Consider the following 5,795-nt stretch of genomic DNA (forward strand, 5'->3'; position numbering starts at 1 on the left):
TATTTGGAATTGCATCATAATCTACCATTGAACAGTCTATGCAGGTTTCTGTGCCTCTCTCAAATGATTTTTGCACCAGAACCGTATCTTATGCTGTTTTATAAAATAAAAAAGAAGACCTTAATAATATAAAGGTCTCTTAAATCTAAAGATTCTGTAATTCAATTCGATCTAATTCTTTTTGTCTCTTCTTTTTGAAACGTTCTCTGCCTGAGATCCATATACTTAACAGCCCGCATAAACCACCCATTATCGTTAACCATGTGGAAAAATAATCACCATTAGCTAGTAATTTATTAAAAAAGAAGATAATAAAACCTATGTATACTACGGGGAGAATTCCACCTAAATAAGGGTTTTTTCGAGATGATAAAAAGCTTTGAGTAACTATTATAACAACAATAACTAGTATTCTAACTACAGAGCTCATAATTAAACATCCTTTTCTTTTTTATATTTTTCTATGATAACTTTAGCGACGTCTAGACTAATTCGTTCATCAATAACAAATCCCTTAATCATATTTACAAACTCGACATCATCTTCTTTACTATGTACTTCAATTTTTTTTATTAACCTATCTAATTTGGCACGTACTGTTGGATAAGAAACATCATACAAGTCAGACATGTTTTTTAAAGAACCAGAATTCAATATAAACTTTCTAATAAATTCTAAAGACTCTTTATCTAACGAGAGAACCCATGAAGGAATTTCCTCCCTTCTCATAAAAAACCACCTCCTTATATAAACAATATTAAACTTTTCACAAAAATCATTCAACTTATAATTAAATAAAGTTAAAATAACATTAAATTTTATTTAAAAATCCATAGATTAAATAAATTTCGTTTTGGGGATATTTCAAAATCTTAGCTTGATAGCGATGGGGTGTCACTTTAGGAGGTAATTTGCGCTTATTTTAAGCGTTATTTTGCACTATAAGTAAACATAAATAAGCCCAATTTCTCACATTAAAATTGAGAAATTGGGCTTTTATCGTTACTCCGGAAAAGCGCCCGATTGTTGAATACTGATTAATTAAAAGTAGCATAAAATCTAAAGTAACTTTCATTTAAAACTCCATGTTTATAGAGTTTCATTTTTACGGGTGTTAATTTGATAAATTCATCCGATTAGAAGGACTTCATCACCCACATGAATTTCACCTGTTTTTACCACCGAAGCATAAACGCCAAAATGATTATTTCTTTCCTTTACAACCGTTTTGAGTAACGTCGAATCTCTCTCTGTATTATCAGGATCAACAGTAATAATCATACACCTTTCACAATGTCTTTTTAATTGAATTTCTACTTCTCTTCCTATTTTCATTCGTTTACCAAACCACTTTTCCTCAATAAATGGGATTTTTTCTCTTAATGTTATAAGTAAATTAGGACGAAAACGTCGATGATTAACCTCTGCGTTTCCCCATATTGCTGTTAATTTATCTAATGAGGCATCGGTTACTAGTTGAATGTTTTCTTCCTCAATGGCTCCCAAAGGTACATGCGAAGGGGTATATGTAATCGGAGAGATTTTTCGTTCTGACTTGTATTCTATTTCTTTAGTAAGTTCTTCATCCCCCCAATCGATAACCTTACCTTCAGGTGTCGTTATTTCGACTTTAGGATATTTCTCCATTAACTCTTCTCCTACAAATTTTGCTCTATATCGAACCATTTCTGGGAATTGTGTAATTGTTAAAAACTTTCCTTGTCTTGTATCATCTAAAAAAGCATGACTGCGATCTCCATACAAACCATATTCCATAATTTTAGTTTGATTTACATTCTCTCCATGAAAAGATTTTACAGGATGGCGAACAATTTCCTTAATATGTCCGATTAACATTTCATTCACTCCTTAATAATTTCCCTATTAAAATTTTAACAAAAAAATAAGTTAAATCAGCTTTTGCTCCACAAAATGCCCAATACAAAAAAGCGCCTCCTTACTTAAGAATAGCACCCATTTGTTGAAGAACTAAAGTTCTTTTTCCATTGAAACAACTTTAATATTTATGCCGTTTGGTTTATGTACGATATCTTCATCAAAAACATGATAACCTATGGAACTATATAGCTGTATGTTCTTAGGTACAGTCATTCTGACCTTACAGAAAATTGTAGAAACCCTGATATTAATTGCATAGTCCTCTAAGAATTTTAATATCATTTTTGCAATGCCTTTGCCTTGTTTTTCAGGAATAACCGACAACCGATAAAAATACAAACCCTCATCTTTTACTTGGAATCGCACCATTCCAACTGGATGATTTTCTTCATAAGCAATAAATGCTTTTTCCCCTTTTTCTAGAGCAACTGAAATTGACTTAACAGTTTCTTCTAAAGCACTTGATGGTGGGATTACATTCTCATATTCCTTAAATGCTTTAATCATTAAGTCATGAATTACTGGTGCATCAGAAGATGTAGCATGTTTTATTAGCATATTCATCCTCCTTATCGTAATAATTATTCATTATAATTTATTTTTATACAAAATAGAAGGGTTAAATATTTAAATTACGTTATTCAACAATCTGGCCCGATTGCTGAACAAAGTTAAAAAAGCACACATATTATTATTTGTTCCAAAACTCTATATTTTCTGGACACATCAATTTCATTCTTAGTTTCGTAGATTTTTCCCTATAAATACGTCCGAAAACTCTGTCCATAAATCTATGTTCAGATAATACCATATGATTGAAGTTATGTTACAATGATAGGCGGATAGATGTGGTAAATTATGTGTAAATAGGTTATGATTACCTTTTGTGTGTATTAATCCGTATATGAGAAATAAGTGAATTTATGGTTAAAAAAACAAGCAATTGCACAACAGATAAAAATCAATGGTTTGTTCTTCGAAATCTACCGCACGATAGAGATACATTCATTGCGATTTTACCTTGATATACGTTTCATTGACTCTCCAGGAGTCATTTGTTTGCTTGAGATGACTACGTATTCATTTTCCGAATTCAGGATCATACAAGTAAGAGTTCAAATAAAAAGGAGAATTGAAATGAAAAAAACTATGTTAGCTCTGACATCTTTGTTCACTGCTTCAGCATTCGCTGTGTCTACAGCTTCAGCCGCATCGGATGTATACAATAACTTTGCAGAATTGTCGACGCATTACCAAATAGGTATAGATTATACCATTGAAACCCAAGATATACCAAGTGCTGATGCAATCATTTTAGCAATCCACGGTGGAAGGATTGAATCTGGAACGGACCAAATTGCAAAAAAAATTGCCCTAAGTGATTACAGTTACTACATATTTAATGCTAAAAAATATGAAGATTTAAATAACGATGAGCGAAATGATTTGCATCTAACTTCTACCCATTATGACGACCCAATAGCTCTGGGAATGACAGCACAAAAAAACAAAGTTATTTCTATCCATGGTGCGAAAGGAACAGAAAAACTAGTTTACATGGGTGGACTTGATGAGGAATTAAAGAAGAATATTTTGAGTAAATTGTCCGACGCAGGTTTCGGCATTGGGACTACACCTGACAATCTCAGAGGGACCGACCCGGAGAATATCGTAAATAAGGGTAAAAACCTAAAAGGCGTGCAACTGGAGCTTACCACTGCTTTGCGCGACGAGCTTACAAATGATAATTCCAAGATGGAAAAATTCAGTAATGCCATTCGGTCAGCGATAGCTGAGTCAAAGTGATGGTAATTTCGGTACAATTTAAGTTTTTGTGACTTCGTAGAAATGATGGGAGGGCAGAGACGATCTATCCCTCATACAACCATTATACGTTGGATACATCAGTATAGTTCTGAATTGGACAAGCGGATACGTCGTCAATTAAAGGAAGTTAATGATTCTTGGTGAGTCGATGAAACGTATATCAAGGTAAAATCGCAATGAATGTATCTCTATCGTGCGATAGATTCCAAAGGTAATATAGTTGATTTGGTTCTGGTGCAAAAATTAACGCCTCCAAAGCATCATAATGGGGTTCAACTGGGATACATGTTTTTGGGGCATAGTCTCGTGTGCCCATCAAGCTAGGGTGTTTTTTCCTAAATCCCCGAAATAGGGGAATTAGCTTAATTCATTAAAAATTTATACATTATATCAAAAAGTACACCTTTTGGTTCACTTTTCATTACTATGTATTCAAATATCTAGTGAGTCCTTGGAATGTCTATAAAAGTATACCTTTGTAAACGGTTTTTGAGGTGACCTCTCATAAAGAACGGTATAAAAATAAATTACTTGTTTGGTGATTAGGTTGATGAATATGGGTAATTAAGAATCTTAGCTTAGTATTGATTTGGTGATATATCTATTATTATTAGAATTATAAAAATAAATATTTATATAAATACTTTAAAATATAAAGGTCTTATATTACTGGATATGAAAAGTAACGGTTGAATTTATTAGGTGTATTAAAATTTTGTACTCATAATAGCATTAGCAGTAGAAAATTTTTCTCAATAATAAAACGAAGAGAAACATATGAATGAATGGGATAGATTGGTTTATAATGGGGGGATTAACATGATAAATTATTAATTTAATTATATTAAATGGAAAGGAAAGATTGTAATGGCGAATGTACTCGTAATAAATTTTCCTGGAGAAGGTCATATTAATCCGACGTTAGCTATTGTTAGTGAGTTAATTCAGCGTGGAGAAACAGTTGTTGCATATTGTATTGAGGATTATAGGAAGAAGATTGAAGCAACAGGTGCAGAGTTTCGAGCATTTGAGAATTTTCTTTCTCAAATTAATATTATGGAACGAGTAAATGAAGGGGGTAGTCCTGTCCTGATGCTATCACATATGATGGAAGCATCAGAACGTATTGTCAATCAAATTATAGAAGAGACAAAAGGAGAACAGTATGACTACATGATTTATGATAACCATTTTCCTGTAGGGCGGATTATAGCGAATATTTTTAAGTTACCTAACATTTCTTCTTGTACAACTTTTGCGTATAATCATTACATTACCTTTAATGATGAACAAGAATCAAGAGAAATAGATGAAAATGATCCACTATACCAATCGTGTTTAGCTGGAATGGAACAATGGAAAGAGCGGTATGGAATGGAATGTAATAGTCTATATGATATTATGAATCATCCTGGAGATATTACGATTGTATATACATCTAAAGAGTATCAGCCATATTCAGATATATTTGATGAATCGTATAAATTTGTTGGTCCATCAATTGCCACCCGTAAGGAGATAGACAGTTTTCCTATTGAAGATTTAAAGAACAAAAAAGCTGTTTTCATTTCTATGGGAACAGTTTTTAATGAGCAACCAGAGTTATATGAAAAATGTTTTGAAGCTTTTAAAGATATAGATGCGACTGTTATATTAGTTGTTGGGAAAAAAATAAACATAAATCAATTTAAGGATATTCCCTATAATTTTAAAGTGTATAATTATGTCCCGCAATTAGAAGTATTGAAACATACTGATGTATTTGTTACACATGGCGGTATGAATAGCTCAAGTGAAGCATTATACTACGGTGTTCCGTTAGTTGTAGTTCCGGTGACAGGGGATCAACCTTTAGTTGCAAAACGAGTAGCCGAAGTAGGGGCTGGAATAAGATTGAATCGTAAAGAAGTAACACCCGAGTTATTACGTGAAACTGTAAAGAAAGTAATGGATGATGTAACATTTAAGGAAAAGAGTCGTAAAATTGGAGAGTCTCTTCGAGAGGCTGGGGGATACAAAAAAGCTATTGAAGAAATTGAGCAATTTATGTCTAATTACGGTTCTGTTGT

The 5,795-nt window shown here is 32.6% G+C and carries 6 protein-coding genes and 2 pseudogenes; 3 read left to right on the forward strand and 5 right to left on the reverse strand.

Going from position 1 to position 5,795, the window contains the following annotated elements; genetic code table 11:
* Nucleotides 1–145: 145 nt before the first annotated feature.
* From HRG09_RS27335 to HRG09_RS29780, 5 genes and pseudogenes are all read right to left on the reverse strand, one after another.
* A complete protein-coding gene (locus tag HRG09_RS27335; RefSeq protein WP_174103954.1) occupies nt 146–430 on the reverse strand; it encodes a hypothetical protein in 285 nt (94 codons plus the stop codon).
* A 2-nt stretch (nt 431–432) separates the two neighbouring features.
* A complete protein-coding gene (locus tag HRG09_RS27340) occupies nt 433–729 on the reverse strand; it encodes a DUF2089 family protein (RefSeq protein WP_174103955.1) in 297 nt (98 codons plus the stop codon).
* Nucleotides 730–1,128: 399 nt separating this feature from the next.
* Complete coding sequence (locus tag HRG09_RS27345) at nt 1,129–1,857, reverse strand: MOSC domain-containing protein (RefSeq protein WP_174103956.1); 729 nt, start codon at nt 1,855–1,857, stop codon at nt 1,129–1,131.
* Nucleotides 1,858–1,989: 132 nt separating this feature from the next.
* Complete coding sequence (locus HRG09_RS27350) at nt 1,990–2,457, reverse strand: GNAT family N-acetyltransferase (RefSeq protein ID WP_174103957.1); 468 nt, start codon at nt 2,455–2,457, stop codon at nt 1,990–1,992.
* A gap of 450 nt (nt 2,458–2,907) precedes the next feature.
* Nucleotides 2,908–2,979: pseudogene (locus tag HRG09_RS29780) on the reverse strand (IS6 family transposase); the annotation flags it as partial.
* Nucleotides 2,980–3,036: 57 nt separating this feature from the next.
* Here HRG09_RS29780 and HRG09_RS27355 point away from each other — a divergent pair.
* The 3 genes and pseudogenes from HRG09_RS27355 to HRG09_RS27365 form a co-directional block, all read left to right on the forward strand.
* Nucleotides 3,037–3,705 carry a poly-gamma-glutamate hydrolase family protein gene (locus HRG09_RS27355; protein ID WP_174103958.1) on the forward strand — a complete coding sequence of 223 codons (669 nt, stop codon included), beginning with the start codon at nt 3,037–3,039 and terminating at the stop codon, nt 3,703–3,705.
* A gap of 9 nt (nt 3,706–3,714) precedes the next feature.
* Nucleotides 3,715–3,903, forward strand: a pseudogene (locus HRG09_RS27360) (IS6 family transposase); the annotation flags it as partial.
* 690 nt (nt 3,904–4,593) lie between these two features.
* On the forward strand, nt 4,594–5,795 hold a 1,202-nt coding region (locus HRG09_RS27365), incomplete at its 3' end, for a macrolide family glycosyltransferase (RefSeq protein WP_174103959.1).

It is taken from the genome of Bacillus sp. Xin1 (assembly GCF_013314535.1).
GTDB lineage: Bacteria > Bacillota > Bacilli > Bacillales > Bacillaceae_G > Bacillus_A.

Coding starts and splice junctions, on each gene's coding strand:
- HRG09_RS27335 (WP_174103954.1), bottom strand. CDS start 430: ATGAGCTCTGTAGTTAGAATACTAGTTATTGTTGTTATAATAGTTACT.
- HRG09_RS27340 (WP_174103955.1), bottom strand. CDS start 729: ATGAGAAGGGAGGAAATTCCTTCATGGGTTCTCTCGTTAGATAAAGAG.
- HRG09_RS27345 (WP_174103956.1), bottom strand. CDS start 1,857: ATGTTAATCGGACATATTAAGGAAATTGTTCGCCATCCTGTAAAATCT.
- HRG09_RS27350 (WP_174103957.1), bottom strand. CDS start 2,457: ATGCTAATAAAACATGCTACATCTTCTGATGCACCAGTAATTCATGAC.
- HRG09_RS27355 (WP_174103958.1), top strand. CDS start 3,037: ATGAAAAAAACTATGTTAGCTCTGACATCTTTGTTCACTGCTTCAGCA.